General features: G+C 26.4%; 17 protein-coding genes and 3 pseudogenes. 2 read left to right on the top strand and 18 right to left on the bottom strand.

Translation table 4 applies throughout. From position 1 onward, the window contains the following. Positions 1–53 precede the first annotated feature (53 nt). The 3 genes and pseudogenes from AACK78_RS02705 to AACK78_RS07400 all read right to left on the bottom strand — a co-directional run bounded on the left by AACK78_RS02705 (position 54) and on the right by AACK78_RS07400 (position 3,132). Entirely contained in the window at positions 54–926 is an 873-nt protein-coding gene (locus AACK78_RS02705; protein WP_338956219.1) for an ABC transporter permease subunit, read from the bottom strand. Beyond that, a complete protein-coding gene (locus AACK78_RS02700; protein ID WP_338956218.1) occupies positions 919–1,824 on the bottom strand; it encodes an ABC transporter ATP-binding protein in 906 nt (301 codons plus the stop codon). Before AACK78_RS02700 ends, AACK78_RS02705 begins: the two co-directional genes overlap by 8 nt. 318 nt (positions 1,825–2,142) lie before the next feature. Continuing rightward, a pseudogene (locus tag AACK78_RS07400) lies at positions 2,143–3,132 on the bottom strand (IS30 family transposase). A gap of 36 nt (positions 3,133–3,168) precedes the next feature. Here AACK78_RS07400 and AACK78_RS02680 point away from each other — a divergent pair. Beyond that, complete coding sequence (locus tag AACK78_RS02680; RefSeq protein WP_338956213.1) at positions 3,169–3,282, top strand: lipoprotein; 114 nt, start codon at positions 3,169–3,171, stop codon at positions 3,280–3,282. 67 nt (positions 3,283–3,349) lie between these two features. Here the strand turns inward: AACK78_RS02680 and rnc are convergent, their stop codons facing one another. The 15 genes and pseudogenes from rnc to AACK78_RS02610 all read right to left on the bottom strand — a co-directional run bounded on the left by rnc (position 3,350) and on the right by AACK78_RS02610 (position 17,658). Beyond that, positions 3,350–4,096: a ribonuclease III gene (gene rnc, locus AACK78_RS02675; protein ID WP_338956211.1), complete on the bottom strand. Its 747-nt coding sequence runs from the start codon at positions 4,094–4,096 to the stop codon at positions 3,350–3,352. Positions 4,097–4,103: 7 nt separating this feature from the next. Continuing rightward, entirely contained in the window at positions 4,104–5,108 is a 1,005-nt protein-coding gene (gene plsX, locus AACK78_RS02670) for a phosphate acyltransferase PlsX (RefSeq protein ID WP_338956209.1), read from the bottom strand. Positions 5,109–5,552: 444 nt separating this feature from the next. After that, on the bottom strand, positions 5,553–5,765 hold the full coding sequence (locus AACK78_RS02665; RefSeq protein WP_338956207.1) for a hypothetical protein: 213 nt from the start codon (positions 5,763–5,765) through the stop codon (positions 5,553–5,555). Between the two features lie 235 nt (positions 5,766–6,000). Then, entirely contained in the window at positions 6,001–6,960 is a 960-nt protein-coding gene (locus AACK78_RS02660; RefSeq protein ID WP_338956206.1) for a hypothetical protein, read from the bottom strand. 11 nt (positions 6,961–6,971) lie between these two features. Continuing rightward, complete coding sequence (locus tag AACK78_RS02655) at positions 6,972–11,066, bottom strand: ABC transporter permease (protein ID WP_338956204.1); 4,095 nt, start codon at positions 11,064–11,066, stop codon at positions 6,972–6,974. A gap of 41 nt (positions 11,067–11,107) precedes the next feature. Then, positions 11,108–11,818 carry a hypothetical protein gene (locus AACK78_RS02650; RefSeq protein WP_338956202.1) on the bottom strand — a complete coding sequence of 237 codons (711 nt, stop codon included), beginning with the start codon at positions 11,816–11,818 and terminating at the stop codon, positions 11,108–11,110. Positions 11,819–12,156: 338 nt separating this feature from the next. Continuing rightward, positions 12,157–12,555 carry a hypothetical protein gene (locus AACK78_RS02645; RefSeq protein ID WP_338956201.1) on the bottom strand — a complete coding sequence of 133 codons (399 nt, stop codon included), beginning with the start codon at positions 12,553–12,555 and terminating at the stop codon, positions 12,157–12,159. Positions 12,556–13,037: 482 nt separating this feature from the next. Beyond that, positions 13,038–13,514 carry a hypothetical protein gene (locus AACK78_RS02640; protein ID WP_338956199.1) on the bottom strand — a complete coding sequence of 159 codons (477 nt, stop codon included), beginning with the start codon at positions 13,512–13,514 and terminating at the stop codon, positions 13,038–13,040. Between the two features lie 204 nt (positions 13,515–13,718). Next, positions 13,719–14,315, bottom strand: a complete 597-nt coding sequence (locus AACK78_RS02635; protein ID WP_338954388.1) for a DDE-type integrase/transposase/recombinase — start codon at positions 14,313–14,315, stop codon at positions 13,719–13,721. Between the two features lie 21 nt (positions 14,316–14,336). Beyond that, positions 14,337–14,402 (bottom strand): annotated as a pseudogene (locus tag AACK78_RS07395) (hypothetical protein); the annotation flags it as partial. 274 nt (positions 14,403–14,676) lie between these two features. Further along, entirely contained in the window at positions 14,677–14,838 is a 162-nt protein-coding gene (locus tag AACK78_RS02630; RefSeq protein ID WP_338954708.1) for a hypothetical protein, read from the bottom strand. Between the two features lie 318 nt (positions 14,839–15,156). Further along, entirely contained in the window at positions 15,157–16,452 is a 1,296-nt protein-coding gene (locus AACK78_RS02625) for a nicotinate phosphoribosyltransferase (protein WP_338956485.1), read from the bottom strand. A 57-nt stretch (positions 16,453–16,509) separates the two neighbouring features. Further along, complete coding sequence (locus AACK78_RS02620; protein WP_338956197.1) at positions 16,510–16,692, bottom strand: hypothetical protein; 183 nt, start codon at positions 16,690–16,692, stop codon at positions 16,510–16,512. Positions 16,693–16,697: 5 nt separating this feature from the next. Beyond that, on the bottom strand, positions 16,698–16,841 hold the full coding sequence (locus AACK78_RS02615; protein WP_338956514.1) for a hypothetical protein: 144 nt from the start codon (positions 16,839–16,841) through the stop codon (positions 16,698–16,700). After that, a pseudogene (locus tag AACK78_RS02610) lies at positions 16,798–17,658 on the bottom strand (M42 family peptidase). Before AACK78_RS02610 ends, AACK78_RS02615 begins: the two are co-directional and overlap by 44 nt. Positions 17,659–18,020: 362 nt before the next feature. Here AACK78_RS02610 and AACK78_RS02605 point away from each other — a divergent pair. After that, positions 18,021–18,863: a DegV family protein gene (locus AACK78_RS02605; protein WP_338956196.1), complete on the top strand. Its 843-nt coding sequence runs from the start codon at positions 18,021–18,023 to the stop codon at positions 18,861–18,863. The last annotated feature ends 2 nt before the right edge of the window (positions 18,864–18,865 follow it).

Raw genomic sequence — 18,865 nt, 5'->3', positions numbered from 1 at the left:
TGATTTAGTTTTATATTATACAAATATACATTATTTATATTTTTTAAAATAAATTATAATGATAAACTTTTTTTAATAAATATTCAATTTCCTAAAGCAAATAATCCCGATGCTCCAATCAACATAATTGGCAATTGTCAAGCAAATTTTAAAGCATTAATTTGTTTTCACGTTGCATAAATATAACCATCAGGAGTATCATTTGAAATTTCTTTTGTTAAATTATTAACATCAAACTCAAATGAAACATTAAAAAATGATGTAATTGTTAAATATTGAATAAATTTAAAAAATTTTAATTGTTCAATAACTAATGATAAATTAAATAAAATATTACAAATTACAAAAAAAGTCGATATTCCAGCTACAACTGTTATTGCAACGGATGGTCTATTTAAATAAACCATAATGACAAAATTAATTGATGTTCATAATAAAGACAAAAATAAAAAACTAAAACTTGTTAATACAACATTTCCTAGTACTTGTTTGTTAAAATCCTGTTGTATTACAGCGAAGAAAATTAATTGTAAAAGTAACAGTGTAATATTTATAATTAAAATTGAACTTAAAATAACAAATAATTTTGAATTTAAAATGGTATTTCTTGACATTGGAGTAGTTAATCAGGATGCCATATAACCACGATCAATTTCTTTAACCAATAAAATACGGATTAAAATAATTCCAAAACTAAAAATTAATATAAAAGCAGGAATTCCATATAAAGTTCATGGTAATATTTGAGATGCAGAAAGTGAGGTTCGCGAACCATAACCATAACTATCATTATAAATGTATTTAGCTGGAGCAAATGCACTACAAAACAAAGAAGGAATTAAAAGAACAAAAAATAAAACAAAGAAAATAATTATTGGAATAATTATATTTTTAAACTGTGATTTGACAAACTTAAAATTAATCATTGAAATTTACCTCTTTTTCATAAAATTTAATAAAATGTTGTTCTAAATTAAATGGTAATTCCTTAAAATATTCTAACTGATAATCTGTTATTTCTTTTAAAAAATTATTTATACTATTGTTGCTGATTTCAACTTTTATTATTTTTGTTACTTTATTAGTATCAATTATTTTTCATTTTTTATTCATAAAATTATCATAATCATTAATACTTATAAATTTTATTTCATAAATTTTATCAGCATTATTTTTAACTTCTTTAATATTAGCTTCTGATACAATTTTACCTTTTTTAATAATTGCTACTTTATCACAAGTATTATCAATTTCACTAAAAACATGGGAACTCATAAAAACGGTTGCCTCTTCTTTTTGTGAATTTTTAACTAATGTATCAAATTTTTGTTGCATTAAGGGGTCTAATCCTGATGTTGGTTCATCTAAAATTAATACTTTTGGCTTATGCATAAAAGCACTAATTATAGCTACTTTTTGTTTCATTCCTTTTGACATTTTTTTAATTTTCCGTTTAGGATCAAAATCAAAATATTCAATTAGTTTTTCTACATATTTTCAATCAATATTCCCTCTAATTTCAGAAATTGTTTTTAAATAACCAATTCCTGTCATATATTCTGGTAAATTAACTTCACCAGCTAAATAGCCTAAATCTTTCATAATATTTTTAGTATTTTTTCACACATCATAACCTAAAATAGTGCCTGTTCCATTATCTGATTTAATAAATCCAATCATTTGGCGAATAACAGTTGTTTTACCAGCACCATTGGGTCCAAGAAAACCATAAACTTCTCGTTTTTTAACGGTTATATTAATATCAAAACAACCAATATTAGGGCTATATTTCTTCGTCATATTTTTTAATGATATTATTTCCATATCTTTAATTCCTATCTATTTTTTATAAATTATAATAATTTTAACATAAAAACAATAAATTAAATTTTTTAAGTAAATAAAAAATATATTTTATCTTTCTCTATTTGCTTTTTTTAATTTTAGTTCCATTTTTAAAATTTCTTTTGTATACTGTAAAACTAAATCATAAAAAGTTAATAAAATTATAACAAATTAAAAATAAAAAACAATAATCACAAAAAATAGTAAATTAAAAATATTGTTTTTAATATTTATTTTTAAAATTATAAAATTAAAAACAACAAAAAATAAATTTTACTAATCTTAACAAACACTAATTTAATTTAAAAAAATTTTTTTAAAATATTTTCTTGATGTAAAATTTTCCAAGCAAGGTCTCTAATTCTGGTATTTAATATATCTAAAATAGATTTTAATCTACTACGAATATTAATTAATGGCTCATTTTAACCCAAATCAACGCCTTATATCTCTATTTATTCTTTCTACTAATGCTTTCTGACGAGGTTTACCAAGATCACAAAAATAAACTCTTATTTTAAAATGTTTTTCTATTGTTTTTCATCTATAAAATTCTTTTCCTCTATCGGTTAAAATACAACTAAATTTACTAATACCAATTTGTTTAATCATTTTCATTAAAATTGTTAATACAATACTTGCCTTTTTACTAAATAAAATATGATAAAAAAGTATTTTTGATTTACAATTTACTAAAACTAACAAATAAAAATTACCACAATCAAGAGTATCCATTTCTCAAATTCGACTAAAACTTAAATCATTTCCATAATTATTTAAAAATTGCTTATAATCTCTAATATTAAGTAATTTTCCACGATTATCATTTTGTTCCTCATTTTTTGTTTTTCTTTTTTTATTTTTAAAATATAACATTTCTTTTTTTAAATTAAAATAACCTAATTTAATATATTTATACATTATTTTAAACATACACCAAATTTTACATTATATTGTAATTCATACGAAGTAATAATATTTTGTGGCGAACGACCAAAATTATTATATTCATTAGAAAAATGACTTAATTCTTGTGAATTTAACATTGAATATTTACGACATTGTTTTTTATTTTTATCATGTATTTCTTTGTGCTTTTGCAGCATTATAATCATTAATATTATCAAATATATTTAACTCTTGCCAAATAGTTCTATAATCTCTATTCATTTGCTTAGCAATTTTTCAAATATTAATTGTTCCATTTTCCTTTTTAAATAATTCATTATCTTTTAATTTTTCCAAATTTACTCTTTCATTAAAATCTAATCTTTCATATTTTTTCACACTTTACCTCCTAAAATATTTAAAATGTTATAATTTATGTGCAATAATTATAACATTTTAAATATTTTAGGAGCAATCGGATTAACAGCAACAAGTACAACATCATTAATTAGTTGCGAAAAACCAAATAATAGTGAAAACGGCGAGTAATAAATCAGAACCCAAACCACAACAACCACCAACTGGAAGTAATTGAAAGTTAATTGAAAATTGTAAATTATTTATCAAAATGATATTCTGGTTTCTTTGCTAACTTTTGTACGGCATTGCGGGCGGCCAATTGCTCGGCTTCCTTGTGCGTATAGCCGCACCCTTCGCCATACCGAATACCGCCAATTTCAACAATAACAGTATATAAAACGCGGTTGCCTTCCAATGGTGGCGATTCTTTAACTAACTTATATTCTAATGTGCGGGCATCACCAGCTTGTAAAAATTCCTGTAATTCAGTTTTATAATCGCGAATTTGGTCAAAAAAACCAGGATTAGAAACCATGTGAATAAGAGTATTATTAATAAAGGTTCGGACAGTTTCTTCCCCCAAATCAAGATATAAGGCGGCCAGCATTGATTCATAAATATCGGCTAAAATCCGGTTTTTTTCATACCCTTTTGTTTTAATTTCTCCTTTTCCTAATAATAAAAAGGGTGCTCAATTCATCCGGCACACTAATTCTGCTAAAGTTCCTTCCCGCACAATTTTACTACGTAAATTAGTAATTTCGCCTTCATTTTTATCAGGGAAACTTAAAAATAAATATAAGGAAATTTCTTTCGCTAAAATAGCATCCCCCAAAAATTCCATTCGTTGATAAGTATAAGTCAAATTATGCTCATTGGCATAAGAGTTATGTGTTAAGGCTTCTAAATAATATTGTTGTTTTTTAATAAAAATATGATACTGTTCAAAAAAAGCTTTTAATTCATGAAAAAGTTGTTGTGGCTGTTTATTTACAAACTGCATCGTATCATTAATCCCCCTTTAACAATTTTGCTGTCATTTTTTGAACAAAATCATTAACAACTGCATTACGAGTTAATTCTAAAGTACTAATTCATGATTTTTCATCACTACTACCATGGGTTTTAACAGCAATTGTCTTTAAACCGATGACTAATGCTGCTGCATTATTTCGATAATCAAAGGTTTGGCGCATACAGCCAAAAACTTTTCGCAACGATAGTGTTTTTAATTTTCGATAAAAGTTCTTTGTTAACTCGTATTTAATTACACCCATTAAATTTTTAGCCATTCCCTCTAATGTTTTTAAAGCAATATTACCAGTAAAACCATCTGTTATAATGATATCAACAACATCACTAGTAATATCACGTGGTTCAATATTCCCCTTAAAAAAAACTTTATTATTATTTGTTAATAATTTATAAGCTTCTTTATGATAATCTTTCCCTTTTGTTGTTTCTTCGCCAATGTTTAACATTGCAACAGTTGGTGTTGGATTATGCATAATTTCTTGAGCATAAATACTGGCCATAATTGCAAAATTAACAAGATCTTGGGCATCATTTTCTAAATTAGCCCCAACATCTAACATTAAAACCGACTTTCCTTTTTTAACGGTTGGAATAAAAGGCATAAAAGCTGACCGAGAAACACTAGGAATTTCGCCCACAAGAAAATGACATGCGGCTAAAAAAGCAGCCGTTGAACCACCTGAAACCAAAGCATCCACTTTTTGATCACGTAATAATTCCGCTCCCCGAACCATTGAACTATCTGGTTTACGCCGAACTTCCATCATTCCTTCTGTCATAGCAATTATTTCTGTTGTAGCAAAAATTTCATATTTAGTATTATCTAATTTTGCTCCTTCAGCAGCAATTTTAAGCTCTTTTTCATTTCCGATTAAGATAAAAGTAACATCTTGATATTTTTTCATAAAAACTTTTAAAGCTCCGATAATCGGTGTAATACCTAAATCAGTTCCCATCATATCAATTGCAATTTTACTCATAATTAACTCTCCTAATTCTTTAATGTATACTGTAAAACTAAATCATAAAAAATTAATAAAATTATAACAAATTAAAAATAAAAAACAATAATCACAAAAAATAGTAAATTAAAAATATTGTTTTTAATATTTATTTTTAAAATTATAAAATTAAACACAACAAAAAATAAATTTTACTAATCTTAACAAACACTAATTTAATTTAAAAAAATTTTTTTAAAATATTGTCTTGATGTAAAATTTTCCAAGCAAGGTCTAATTGTATTATTTAATATATCTAAAATAGATTTTAATCTACTACGAATATTAATTAATGGCTCATTTTAACCCAAATCAACGCTTTATATCTCTATTTATTCTTTCTACTAATGCTTTCTGGCGAGATTTACCAAGATCACAAAAATAAACTCTTATTTTAAAATGTTTTTCTATTGTTTTTTATTTTTATCATGTATTTCTTTGTGCTTTTGCAGCATTATAATCATTAATATTATCAAATATATTTAATTCTTGCCAAATAGTTCTATAATCTCTATTCATTTGCTTAGCAGTTTTTCGAATATTAATTATTCCATTTTCCTTTTTAAATAATTCATTATCTTTTAATTTTTCCAAATTTACTCTTTCATTAAAATCTAATCTTTCATATTTTTTCACACTTTACCTCCTAAAATATTTAAAATATTATAATTTATGTGCAATAATTATAACATTTTAAATATTTTAGGAGGTAAAGTGTGAAAAAATATGAAAGATTAGATTTTAATGAAAGAGTAAATTTGGAAAAATTAAAAGATAATGAATTTGTAAATTGTAAATGCTAAATCATAAAAAGTTAACTATTAACTTAGTTAACTTTTTATGATTTAGCATTTACAATTTACAGTAAAAATTAACTAAAAGTTATGTTAACTTCACCAGTATAATAATCTGATTTAGCATATGTCGTAATTCTTCCCCTTTTTTGGTCGGGGTTAATATCTAAATATAAATCATTTAACAAAGCACTTAACCGATCTAACTGACTAATAAAGTTAACACTAATGAACATCATCATTACTTCTAAAATTGTCACTTTTGGTAATTTTCCTAAACTTGTTTTTAACTCCATTTTCCCTAAATCTTCTTTTACTGCTGGGGGTGGCGGAGTTACAACTGAAAAACGAACATTAACTGAACCATAATAATCTGTTGCTGGATTATCATCTTTGGACCAAGTATCTTTGCCTGTCTTTAAAGTTGCCGCCGTTTGATCAGCATTAATTTCAATGTTAGCGACTGTTTCAATCTGTTCATTTCAAATCTCTGGCACTTGTTCTCCAATAAAAAACTCACCAAACTTATCTAATTCTGAAATAAGTTGCATATTGTTAAAAATAATGGCAATTAAAATTGTTTTGGGACGAGCATCAGTAATTTTCCCTAAATCAGTACTTTTTACTTTATCAGTAAGATGATTTGAAGTCATTACTGTTTTATTAATTTTAATGGTATTGGCATTTGTTCCATCATTAAAATTTAATTCATATTGCCCATTACGATATAAATCAATTTGTGCAACTGGTTTTGTTTGATTATTAAATTTATAATTTTTTGTTAATTGTTCAAATTTTCATTGTGTTCCTATAAACAATTGTGCTAACTGATCTAATAGATCTGGAATTGTTTGTTTATTATTCTGCGGATTAAATGTTTTAAAATTAATTCCTGCAAAACCCCTTACTTCAACAGGTAATATCGGCGGATCAACTGGAATAATATTTCAATTATCATTTTTATTACAACTAACTAATGCCATTGTTGGTCCAAATGTTACGAGACCAATTCCCATCACTGCTAATAATTTCGTCATTTTATTTCCTCCTAATCCGCATTTATAATTGCAATTAATGGATTAATCCAGTTCATATTAAACCAGCTAATTAAATATGCAATAAAGTATAGTAATAACCCACTACCAATTGCAATAATTGGAATAATAATATTGATAAATAGTGGTAAAACAATGCCAATCCGAATTAAAATCATGTTTGAAATAATTAAGGATAGCCATCCAAAACCAAATCCGGCAATGGTCATTATTACAATAATCGGAATATACATTCCAATAACTAGTTTTGTAATATACCGGTTACGATACCCTAATACTTTCATTGTTGCAATAATTGTCTGATTCTCTGCAATAACAATATTACTTGTTAAAATAATAATCATAAAACTTAGGACAAAAGAAATTCCAATAATAAAGAAAACAATATCATTAATGGCTTTTGAAATATTACCTAAAATTGCTTGAGCCTGTGTAATTGGGATTAAGCTACTAAAAGGACTATTTGCGTATGGTGGATAAGCAATATCGTTTCTAATGCCCCCATTTAAGCCATAAAAACTATAGTCACCAAATAATTGACTTGTTCCTAATCCGATCTCAATATCATCAATTTTAGCACTATTCGAAATTTTATAATTAAAAATTGGATATGTATTTTCAAACACTGCAATTCAATCAATTGCGCTTTGTTGTGCTGTTCAGTAAGCAACAAATTTTTTTCATAAATCATTTTCATCTGGTTTACCAGGATGAGCTCTAATAAAATCCTCTAATAAGGCTAAACTTTTTTTATTTTCCTCAGATAAATTATTCTTGATAAAAGAATCTGTTCATTCCTTTAAAAATAAGCGTAATAAATAGTTTCGTGTTTTATCATATTCTAATAATTTTTGCGCGCGATTTTCATTAATTCAAGCCCGTGGTGAACCATATTGATTAGTAATTCCAACAATCGTAAATGATTGATTATAATTTTGATTACTTACCCGATAACTACCGTTAATAATTTTATCATTTAAAATTGTTGGTTGGGTAAAATTAGGATCAAGCGCATCAAGTTTACTTTCTAAGACATTTTCACTATCTACATTTTTTAAAACCTTATTTTTATATTTATTATCACCATTAAACATTAATTTCCCAACATGGCCTTGTGCTTTCGCATCATAGTCAGTAACATCACTAGCATCTCAACTTTGTAAAATTTGATCTGTGGTAACTTTCTGGTCCGCCGCAACTAAGGCTTTCCGAGTCAGATTAGGATCAATTTGATCGCCAACTGCAACATTTAACAGCTTCGCTAAAGTTTTATTTAAAATAATATTGTCACTTGGAGCAAATAATTTTTCGTTTAAACGTTCTTGATCTTTATTAATTAATGCTTGATCTTTAAAGGTTTTATTAATTCCATAAATTTCAAATTTAATCCCATTTGTTTCGGCATGAATCATTGTTCCCCGATCATCTGTTAAGGGATTAAATGGAACAACGCCAAAGCCTAAATTGAAATTACTGTTCTGTTGATTAAAGGTTTCTTTCATTTTTATGCGAACTGTTTGTGGTAAACGTGAATACACTCCTTGAATAAAACATTGATTAACATTTTCAAAAAAATAAGCATAAATTCAATTGTACAAATCATACATTGGTTTTTTTAACCGCGTATTAAACTCATTTCCAGTTGCTGAAAAGACATCATAAAAAGATTCTGACAATGGTTGCTCTAATGCAGGACGAAAATGATTATTTGCTAAGATAATTGATGGTCCTCCTTGACCAAAATTGCGTTGATAATCACTTTGCGTAAAAATATTATCTTTTAACTGCGCATTTTTATCATCTAAATTTAAATTACCCCTTGCATCAAAATACGGTTCTCGTTTAATATTTAGACCAACTGTTTCGCGATATTTTCAATAAAATAAACGATATTTTTCTAAAGCATTAATATGCTCACGAGCAGTTTCTGTTGTTCACAAATATTCTTCAATTGTTGGTTTTGTTAAAAGATTTACAGAAAAATCATTATAATCACTTCATGTTGTCGTACAAATTGCTTTTGCTAAACCAGACTGACTTGAAGTTAATTTATTACTTTGCAAAAATTCTTTTGAAATATTACGATATAATAACGAACGCATATCTTCTGCTTGATATGTTGGAGCAAAATTTTCTGGGTTAATTTGCCCTGTTACTAAATCAAGCAAATATTGGTTACTATCTTTAGTCATATTTGTATTAGCTAGCAAACTATTATTACTATCTCATGGTTTTTGCGTTGGATCATATGTCTTTAAAAAAGTTGTTGGTAAATTATAAACTGGACTATTGTATTCAACTAATGTTTGATAATTATCACCTTCATATGAATAACGAATATTATTCTGTAAAATAATTGGAATTGATGTCGACATCGTAATCATTATGGTACTAATAATCATTGTTAATGATACTCCAACCATTTTTCCGATTGAATTAGATAATTGAACTGCTTGAAAAAGAGCATCAAATGTTTTTCGAATTGCAAACATTTTATAAACAACTTTTTTAAAACGGCCATTTAACACTGTTTTTTCTTTTCGAATCAATTGTAATGGTGTTCGTGAAACCATCATAATTGTGCCACTAATCATTGTTACACAAGTTAACAAGGCAAAAATAAATAAGACACAAGTTACTAATGCTAACGGAGCAAACACAAAATTACCATATGGTAGATTAAAATAAGAACCAAATAAATATTTAACAGTAAATTGACCACTAATTCCGGTTCCATAACCAACGATTCCACCAATCAAAGCAATCATTAATGGATAGGAAATATAACTAAGGGTTAAAACACGACGACGATATCCCAATGCTCGTAATAAACCATTTTGGGGTCCGGTTGCATCAATTTGCCGACGAACAACTAAAATTAAGACAAAAAATGAAATAATTAATAAAATGGTAATTAAAATATACGAAGCACTAATAAAAGCATTTAATGTTGAAGTAAAGTATGTGATTCGCTTCGCAAACTCATAACTATTATCAGTTCGAAAAGTAGCAGTGGGAATTCCCGTTGATAATGTTTTCACATAATAACCTTGTAAACCAATGTGCTCACCTTGATCACTATTTAAATAATTATTTATTATTTTACTATAGACACTGCGAGTTTGATCAACTTTTGTTTGTTGGAATTTTCCAACATAATAAACTTCTCGTTCTAATTGACTTTCCGGAATTAAAACTTGTTTTGCTAAATCTAACTTTGTTACCAGATATTGGTTACCATCTGTGTCTTCCACCGTTTCCTCAACTAAACCAAATAACCGTGGATCTAAATAAGCAATCCCTTCGTCTCGCATATTTGGAAATGGATGCGATGCATCAATAATTGGGGTAACATAATCCGCTGATTGGCCAAAACCGACTACGCGAAATCAATTTTCTTTTGTATAAGGGGAATGTGGCAATCATTTATTAATATCTTCTTTTTGATATGAACTTAAATCAACATTTTCCAATTCACTATCGACAACTTTAATGGTAGTTCCATATCGATCCGGTTGTAATCGCACAATATCATTAATTTTAATCTTATTTTTTCGCGCAAACTCGGAAGTTAAATAAATTCAATGCATTGTTTCTTGCCTAATTGATGATAAATATTGCATATAAAAACTCAATGGTAGTCCATTCGCTACAATAAACTTATCAATTTCTTGAGAAGAATTTAATGTTACTGCTTTAATAATTTTATTATTCCCTAAGGTAAATGTTCGTGCCTCAACACGATTATAGTTAAAGTTTTCTTTTTGATTACTTAATTTTTGTTTAATAAATTCCAACATTGCATTTTGGCGTAAGGCATTATCGGTAATTTTTTCAAACTGGTCGGGTTTTACATTTGGATTTTTAACATAAGTAGTTTCACTAAAACTAACAACAAAATCATGTTGATTACTTTGTTGCTCAGAAATAAAACTATTGTAGTTATTATCTACTCGTTGTTTTGAAACTTCAATAATTGTAAAAATAAAACTAGTTAAAAATACTAAGACAACTAAGCCAATAAATTGAATTTTATTTTTAACCGTGTTTTTGAAATTGTTTTTAAATAATAACTTAAAACCTGGCATTTTTCCACCCTCTTTCTTTTCTTTCTTATTATTATTTGAATTTAGTTAAAAATAAAATTGGGTGGGGTTGTTTGTTTCTTAAATTGTGTTAACAATTCTGTTTTGCGAAGATTATCAATAATACTAGTTATTTCAATAAATCATTGGTTGAATTTAAAATTTCGACAAATTATGGCTAAAATTGAAATTGTTAACTGATGGTGTAGTCAAAACACAATATTAGTAAAAGTGCTTTTACTAAACATATAATAGCTAAAAGCAATGACATCATTAATCTTTTTTAAATAACCAATATATAAACGAAATAATATTAACATGGTGATAAAACCAATTGTAAAAATTGCATAAAAAACATAACATAAAATAACTAAAAAAGAATATATTGCTTTATATACAATTATATTTTGCAATTGAGAAATTATTGAAGTATGACTAAAAAACAAGATATATGAAATTAAGAGAATATTACAAAATCATAAAATAATAATTTGTCAATTAGAAAATAAAATTAATTTTCAGGCTGAGATTGTTGTTTTTTTCATTTGCTTAAAATTAACTAAAATTCCCATACAAAAAAGAAAAATAAAACTAGTTCAAACAAGATAAAATAAATTTAATGTAATATTTACAAAACTATAATTATCAGCAATATTAATAATTGAAAAAGATGATGAAAATAAAATATAACCAATAAAAATAATAAAGAAAATATTAATAAATTTTTGATACTTTTTCAAAACAGATATTTTCATTACCATCACCTTCATAGATTTGATTATATTTTTCTTATATTATTATAACATTATTCCTAAATTAATGTAAAATGTAAAATTGTTAAAAATAAATTATGTAATTCAAGAATAACTATATTATAGAAGAAAACCCTAAAAAATATTAAAAAACAGATATTAAAACTATTTAATTATCTGTTTTTTTAAGAAACTTTAACTTTCTAACGTTTAATGCAAAAATTAATTTACTTTAAATTCAAATGTTTATAAAAATTGATACTCGTCATCATCGGGATTATTGTTTTCTTCCTTATCAGGTTTAAAAAAGAAACTATACCCAAAGTTATTGTAAGTAAAATTTAATATAATAATCTGGATATTCAACCATTAGTATAATGATTCCGAAATAATTTAATTGTAATAGTTTTATCATCAGTTATTATTTCCATTTTAAATTTAGGAACAATTCCTTTGGCATCTATAGCAGTAGTTTGATAAAACTTTGTTTTAAAGGCACTTATTGTGCCAGTAGGATTCTTAAAAAAATTAAAAATCATTTTAAAAATTAGAGAAATTCTTGAATTTACTGAACTATTTGGTTTAAATGAATTAACCTCTCCGAGTAATTTATCAAAATCAGTTTGATTCATATTGAAAACAATTTTATCATTATAAGTTTCTATTTTATAATGTTGTCAAAAGGCCATTGTCTTTTCCGCAAATTGCTCTAATTGTTGATCAACTTGCTTTTTTGCCACCAAAACTTTAATTGGTGTTTTTAATGTTCTTCAATTACTTTTTTTATCCTTAAATGGTAAATTTTCAATTATAAAATTCATTGGTAAAAATATGTTATATCTGCTTTAACATAATAATCACCCTCACTAACAATATGATTCTTTTCTTTATAAAGTTTTAAAAAGTTTTCCTTGGTTAATTTTTCTGGTTGATAACCTTCCCCTACGCAGTTTAAGATTGAATCAGTTTTCGCAAATGGACTTCATAAATTTAGAGTGTTAAAAAATTCAGCAAAAGCAGGCATATTACTAAATATATTTTTTTATTCTCTAGCTCTTGTTTAATAATTGGTCAAATTATATTATACGTATCAATTTCATTAAACTGATCATTTAATCTGACCATAATTTTATTTTGTTGGGTTTCAAACAAATCATTAATAAATTGAAGAAACCATGACTCAAGTTTATCTTGCACATTACTTAGTTCTTCAAGATTATTACTAATAATAACCAACTCTTTGTGTTCATCCATCAGGTTGTGACAGTTCTTTAAAATTAATGTCATAACTAAAATCAAAATTAACTTTTTCAATTCTAAAATTAATCTTATCCTCGCTAAACATTATTGGTGGCGCTTTCGTAGGATCAGGATAAAAATTACTATAATCATTAACAATCTCCTCATTAATATTATTAACTTCTTTTTTAAAATCACTAACTAATTGTTTTAAAAAAGGTCAAGGGCCAATATTTGCACCATTAATTATTTTTGTTTCATCTTCTTTTAAAGTTGTAATAAACTCATTAAATTTAGCAACATGTTCAGAATAATCATTAATATTAATTAATTCTTTTGCCTTCCATCATGTTTGAAATGTTTTTTTAGCTTCTACCATTAGTTTATAAAAGGTATTAATATCTTGGTTTAGTTCGCCATTATATTCTTCATTTTTAACTAAATTCTTATTCCGTATCATACAACTAGCGACACTAAAAGTGCCCGTTGTAGTCAATAAAAAGTGCTTAAAATACTTAATAGTTTTTTCATCATTTTCTCCTTATCTATTTAAAAAGGTATTTTACTATATTATATATTTTTAGGTCACATGGATTGTATACTGTAAAAAGGCAAGTATTGTATTATAGACTGCACCCCGTTTAGTACGTATTAATAAAAAGGTTTACAAACTTTCATTTATTATATATTTTTCTTTTTGGTTTGAATATCATTTATTTCATTTTTTAACATCATTAATATATTCATTATGAGATTTATAATTTTTATTATGGATTGTTCCTTTTTTAAGTAATGAATGAAAACTTTCAATAATAATGTTGTCTGCACAATGATAATTTTTACCCATTGAAATTATAATTTTGTTATCTAAACATTTACTATTGTAATCTTTAGATGTATATTGATATCCGTGATCTGAATGAATTATTATTTTATTTAAATCTTTTTTTATTTTTTTAATTTTATTAATTGCATCATTTAAATTATCAATTACAAGTTTGTTATTATTAAATTTTGATCATTTTACATCAATAATTTCTTTAGTATATCCATCAAGTATTGTTGATTGATAATGTTTTTTACCATTTCAAATTAAATAAGTTACATCAGTAAATAAAATTGAAAATCTTTCTTTAATATCATTAAAATTACGATTTACTAAATCAGGATATTTAATTATATTTTTATTTCTATTTTGTTTTATTAATATTTTTCTACGCATACGCTTTACATATTCAGCTTGAATATTATTTTCTTTCATAATTCGCAATACTTTCTTAGTATTATAAACAATGCCATAATCTTCTTTTAAATATTTGGTAATTCGACGATAACCAAATTGTTTTAAATTTTCTTCATAGACTTTTACAATATTTTTTAATGATTCGCTATCCTTACCATTACTTGAATAATTTTTATATTTATCTCAATAACTACGCTTTAAATCTGTTATATCAAGTAATAAATTTAGTGGATATTTATTAATGTTTTCTTTGATAAAAGATACAATTTTTCTTTTATTTAATTGTAAAAGTCATGAAGCTTTTTTAGTAATTCATACCTAACTTTGTAATAGTTTAAATCTCTTTTTTCAAATGATTCTTTTGGACCTTTATTGGTGTTTAAAATTCCTTTCTTAAAATTTTCATACCATGAAGCAACAGTTTTTTATTAATTTGATATTTTTTTGCAATAAAACTTATACTATTATTTTTAACCTCGTGTACTATCATTTTTCGAAAATATGCTGTATATTTATTAAATTTTTGTCCTTTTCTTGCCATATAAAAATGCACCTCCTTTAAAGTTTAGCAAAGACTTTTTTTCTTTACTTACTTTTTTGGGTGCAGTCTATGATGCCTTTTAAAAATAAATATTAAAAACAATACTTTTAATTTAATATTTTTTGTGATTATTGTTTTTTATTTTTAATTTGTTATAATTTTATTAACTTTTTGGTCGCATGGAAAAAAGAAGGGTTTTATAAAAACAGGTAAAAAATGTCTTTATTTTATTGAACAAAATAACATTTAAAAACAAAAACCCTTATTTTTTACATACGACCAACTTTTTATGATTTACTTTTACAGTATACACATTTTTTATTTTTTAACTAGTCGATTTGAAACAATATTATGACGGCCAACTTTTGCTTGATCAACACCATTTAATTGCACCGCATCACCAGTAAAACCAATATTAATTTTTGCCAACAATTTACCAACACCATAAATATCAACGGGAACACCTTCTTTTTCAAAAGTAGCAATTTTCTGAGCATTAAAACCTGAGGAAACAATAATTTTAACATGTTGATATCCCTCATGATCTAAAGCTTGTCGTAAAGCTCGAATTAAATGCTTATTAACACCATTAATTTCATCTGCCGGATATTTACTCTCTTTTCCAACAAAATATTTATCAATTAATGCTTTTGAAGTATCAACACGAACTGCATATAAATTTGAAAACTGATGCGCTACTTGTAACGTATCAGTAATAACATCATTATTATAATCGACTAAAGCTACTAGTTTATCAGTTGGATAAAAATTTTGATACGCTTTTAATGCAACAATTAAATCACCATTAAAGGCTTGAATTAAAGCATGCGGAACAGTTCCCATTGGTTCATAATTGTCTTCTAATTTTGTTACTTGCGCAGCAGTAACAAAATTAGTTATGCCACCAATTTTAGCAGCTGCTCCATCATTTTCTTGATTATAATAATAATCACTACGGTCATTCATATATATGACTGGTTTATTGTTTGCTGCTTGTAAAACACGATGGCAGTTAGTTGCAATACTTGTTTGTCGTGCTAAAATTCCATCAATAATGCCTTCTAAATGACCAAACTGATAATAATGTCCTGTTATTTTTAAAACAGGCTCATTTGCTTGAATTAAATCACCATCTGTTAAGGCAACAATTTCTAAACTTTCTGAATTAAAAGCTTCTGTTTTTAATAACTCAACACATGCATCAATTCCGGCTAAAATAACATTTTCTTCTCGTTGAAAAAATTGTATTGTTACGATATCATTCGGTTTTTCATGTTTTAAAATATTTGCTGTTTTTAAAAAATAGACTGCACTATAATATCCTGCCTTAATTTTTCCCATTATAATATTCCTTTCAAAAACTATTGCCAAGATGATATTGTTTTTCTGGTAATAACATAATTTTTTTCCAGTAGTAGTAACTTCTAAACCTAACTCTCGTTCAGAACAGAGCATCCCATTCGAAATAACTCCTCATAACTCACTAAGAATAATTTGCAATGTTGATGGCATAATAGCCCCAACATGCGCAACAACAACTAATTTCCCAGCATTGCAATTATCCGCACCACAAATAATTTGTTCTGTTGTTGAACCAATTTTTACTTGGCAAATACTTAGTTTATCAGAATTAGGATGTTTTTCTCGCTCAATAATTTTTACAACAACAAATTACGGTTCTTCATTAATATTATTAAAAGAACAATCTTTTTGTTTAAAAATAGTTCCTAATTCAGCTAATAAATCATTATTATCACTATTAACACCTAACCATAAAGGGGTTGTTAAATATTTACTAACATTTAACAAATTAAAACCACAACATTGGTTATCTTTAATTATAAAAGAAAACATAATCATTACTTAATAACATGACAGGTCGGTGTTGCTGATGGTTGATAACAAATTAAAACATCAAAGCCTTGATTATAAAATAAACCAATTTTTTTGCTTCCATTTTTACTCCTTACTACTTCAATTAAATTTCTTAATTTTTGTTTCATCTATATCCGCGATAATAGTTGTTACTAACTTAATTGTTTCATTAAAGTCATCTAAATCAATAATACCACTAATTGTGTGAAAATTACGCGCAATTAAACACGCTTGAATTCTTGATACACCTGCTCCTGATAAATGAACAGCCCCAGCATCTGTTCCTCCTGGTGAAATATAAAATTGATATTTAATCTGATGCTCTTACATTAATTTAAGTTGATATTGAATTAAATCATACCGAGTAATATAACCATTATCCATTCCACGTAACATTACCCCTTGTCCTAATTATCCAAAAATTGTTGCTGATTTATAATCTTGTCCTGGCGAAACAGCTGTGACAATGCCAAAATCAGGATTAATTAATGCTGTTGCTGTTTTAACTCCTCGTGTTCCAACTTCCTCTTGTACACTAAAACCAACATATAAATCATAATCTAATTTTTTATTTTTAATTTGTTCTAGAACTTCTAAACCTAAAATAACTCCCATCTAGTTATCAATTGCTTTAGATAATAATCTTTTATCATTTAAAAAGAGTGTTGACCCTTCACAAATAACAACGTTCCCTTCCCAAATTCCTGCCGCATATGCTTCTGCTTGCGTAGAAAAACCAAAATCAACTAGCATGTTAGCAATTGGTGTTGGTTTTGATCGCGCTTCTGGCGATAATAAATGCGGTGTAATTACTGAAATTGCTCCACTTAGAAATGACCCATCATCTTTTAACAACTTTACTCGCTTAGCTAATAATGTTTGTTCTCAAATTCCACCTAAAGGGTTAATCCGAACTAATCCTTTACTATTAATTTGACTAACCATAAAACCAACTTCATCACCGTGTGCCATTAACATTACTTTTTTGGGATTTGCAATCCTCTTTTACTTTCGGATGACAGCAAAACAACTCCCCCAAGTTATCTTGAATTATTTCTGACGTATATTTTTGATAGTATTCTTTTAGCAATGTAGCAACTTGATATTCACATCCAGATGGACCAAATGCTTGTAAAATACTTTCATACATTTTTTTGCTTTTCCGCACTAATTTTCATTGTTATCTTCCTTTCGTCCTTGAAATTATTATATCAAAGTTTATAATTAATTTATTGTTAAAACATTAACAATACATTAACTTAGATTCAATGATACTTAAAATTACAGAAAATATATGGAGGAAAAATATGCGCAAAGATGCATTAATAATCGACTCATCGTCAGGAATTAAAAAAGGAGAACTAAAAAAATACGAAGATACCTATTTGTTACCATTATTACTAAATTTCCCAGATGGTAGTGAAGTTGAAGATGATGAAGATATTATTTCTTTTAATGAATTTTATGATATCTTAGAACATCAAGTAATTAAAACTAGTCAGATTCCAATGGGGAAAATGTTAAGTGCTTGAAACGAATTATTAAAAAAATATGATGGCATTGTTTTTATGGGATTATCAAAAGGATTATCTGGCCAACATGAAAATATCTCAATGTTAGCACAAGGTGATGAATATAAAGACAAGGTTTTTATTATTGATACTGATGGTGTAAGTCAACTATTGGTATATATGATTGATTTAGTTTATCAATGAATTGGTGAAGGAATTAAATTAACAGAAATTCAACCAAAACTTGATTTAATTAAAACAAAAGTTAGCGCATTCATTATCTCAAAAAGTTTGGAAACTTTAAAGCGTGGAGGGCGAATTACAGCAACAGCTGCAGCCTTAGCATCGCTTTTAAAAATAACACCTATTTTGAGATATGATGGTCGCATTGATAAATTTAACAAAACTAGAACATTTAAAAAAGCTGTCGAAACAACTTTCCAACAAATTAAAAAAGAACGGCAAAATTGAAAAAATATTATTTTATTGCATTCAAAAACTGATGATGAAACTTTGCAAGAAGTTTATAACATTATTGACGATGCGGGTGCTAAAATTAATTCGACATACATTTTGCCAAATGTTATCGCAGCTCATACAGGAGCAAATACAGTCGTGTTAGTATGTTGAGATCAATAAAA

The organism is Spiroplasma endosymbiont of Polydrusus cervinus (assembly GCF_964019755.1).
In the GTDB taxonomy this organism is placed as follows: Bacteria; Bacillota_I; Bacilli_A; order Mycoplasmatales; family Mycoplasmataceae; genus Spiroplasma.
The sequence above is the reverse complement of the archived record's forward strand: the minus strand, read 5'-3'. Positions and strand labels throughout refer to the sequence as shown.